Origin of the sequence: Halomonas sp. AOP7-E1-9 (assembly GCF_052376035.1) — a bacterium.
GTDB lineage: Bacteria > Pseudomonadota > Gammaproteobacteria > Pseudomonadales > Halomonadaceae > Vreelandella > Vreelandella citrativorans.
This window is the reverse complement of record NZ_JBQSVC010000076.1, coordinates 1-1,990: the sequence shown is the minus strand read 5'-3', so window position 1 is coordinate 1,990 and position 1,990 is coordinate 1. Positions and strand designations below refer to the sequence as shown.

Genomic DNA, 1,990 nt, shown 5'->3' with positions numbered 1-1,990 from the left:
ATGGCTACCGTTAACAGCCTACCGTTCGTTCGATAAGCTTTGTGAAGCGGTCAAAAACGTATGCAATGGTTATGGCACCAATTACTCAATAACTTTTGCATAACCACTTAGTATTATTGAATCGTCTTTGAATTACATATTTACGATCAGACCCTCTACCAAAATTAATATCCTCGTTAACGCACAAACCATAATTCAATGAAAAAAAGCTCATTAATTCACTACTATCTTGATCTTTCTGCTCATTATACTTAGTTATAAAAAACTGCATTTCTAATGGCTTTAATACATCTTCAAATTTTTTGTTAATAAAAAAATGACTTGTAGGCGGCTTTGATTTATCTCTTGAAAAAACTTTAGAATCAGAAACCAATATTTCTCTTTTATTAACTTTTGCTGAATTAATGAAACATTCCATCAATTGGTGCAAATGATATTTTTCAAGTTTCATATCAAAAGGCTCCCTCATAAATTGACTTTGAGAGAAATAAGGTTTAACTGTATCAACAAAATGTTTTTCAGCCGCAATTGCTAGGTCATTTAAAGTGATTTTTTTATCTTTAGCTATGCTTTGTTGGTTTGCGTACCATAAAACCCAACCAACATTCCTTGGTACACATGACGTTATATCAAAAAGAGTTTTATAATAATCGTTCAACGTTGCTTTCGATGTGTCGAAAAACTCCTCTGGTTCTTTTTTACAAAAGAATTGAGTTCTCTTTTCTATCAGCTTTTTAATACTTTCTTGTGCTTGAGCATGAACATCTGTAATTATTCTAGCTTGATATAATTCGTAAAAATCCAGTCTTATCTGTTCAATTTTCTGAGGGTCAATATCGCCAAGATATACTCTTCCTGGATAAGCCGCGATTTTAAATTTAAAAAACTCATCAGAAAGATTATTTAATGGTGCAATAATCACATCTACAAAAATTTTCATTGCATCATAATCTATCTCTGAAAAATCATCCAAACAAATAAAAACATGATTTATTCCTATATTTTTAAGCATTTGCCTGATGCTTCTCATAATTAAAACAGGATTAAAGCACTTTAGCAAAACCTCTGAAAACTCTTCACTCAAGCTAATTTTATCTGTATTTGAACCTTTATATTTAGCATTAAAATCAGCCTCTGGGCCTTTTATAGAATTAACTTTTAATCCAGCAGAGGCAGAAATATCAGTTGTTTTATTAGCTTCATCGTTAGATAAAACTTTTTTTTGCTTTAAAACCTCAACATCCATGTATTCGAATTTTTCAATATCATCAAAAATTCGATTTAACTCTTCTTCAAAAGCTGCTTTATCTGGTCCAAAATATTTAGTAACTTTAGCTAAATAAAACTTTAGCGTATTTGTTTTAAGCTCCAGTTTAATTTCAGATATTATTTCTTTTAGGAATGACTTATATATTAAATACTTATTTAATTCCTGAGCTGTAAAATGATCATCATATTTTTCTGTACTGTAAGAGAATGCTTTTGATTGCTCAAATATACTTTTCACATCAATATACAGTGAAAGTTTGTCTTTGCTCTTTCTTATATCATGCTGAAGCCTAGCTACAATTGTCGACTTTCCAGTGCCGCGGCGCCCAGTTAGTATGGTTGTATTTAATTTAGAAATTGATTTTAAAATTAAATCATTTTCCAAAGGATCAACATAAAGTTTTTCAATGATATCTTTGCTCGAACTAACATCCGAAAGATCAGCTCTTCTGCATTTTTTCAAAGAATCAACTAAATTAAAAAAGCTATCTTTATCTTTCTGGCTAATATTCATTAAGAAACCTTAAAAAAAATCAAAAAATGACTTTGTGTCTCAGTAATGCCAATAAGGCGTTCTCAAGGAACTTATTGGCACGCCCACTTTGGGAAGATGCATAATAATTACTAATAATTCTTAAAATTACAATAGAGAAGCTGATGATTTCTATCACTTATTTATTACAGCTTGGCCGCAGAAACTGAGTGCAACACCTGAGCTTTT

At 30.7% G+C, this 1,990-nt stretch carries 1 protein-coding gene; it reads right to left on the bottom strand.

The features are described 5' to 3' along the window. Positions 1-85 precede the first annotated feature (85 nt). The gene (locus ACT3R4_RS18320) at positions 86-1,783 is read right to left on the bottom strand and encodes a hypothetical protein (protein ID WP_496201291.1); all 1,698 of its coding nucleotides are present in this window, start codon (positions 1,781-1,783) and stop codon (positions 86-88) included. Between the last annotated feature and the right edge of the window lie 207 nt (positions 1,784-1,990).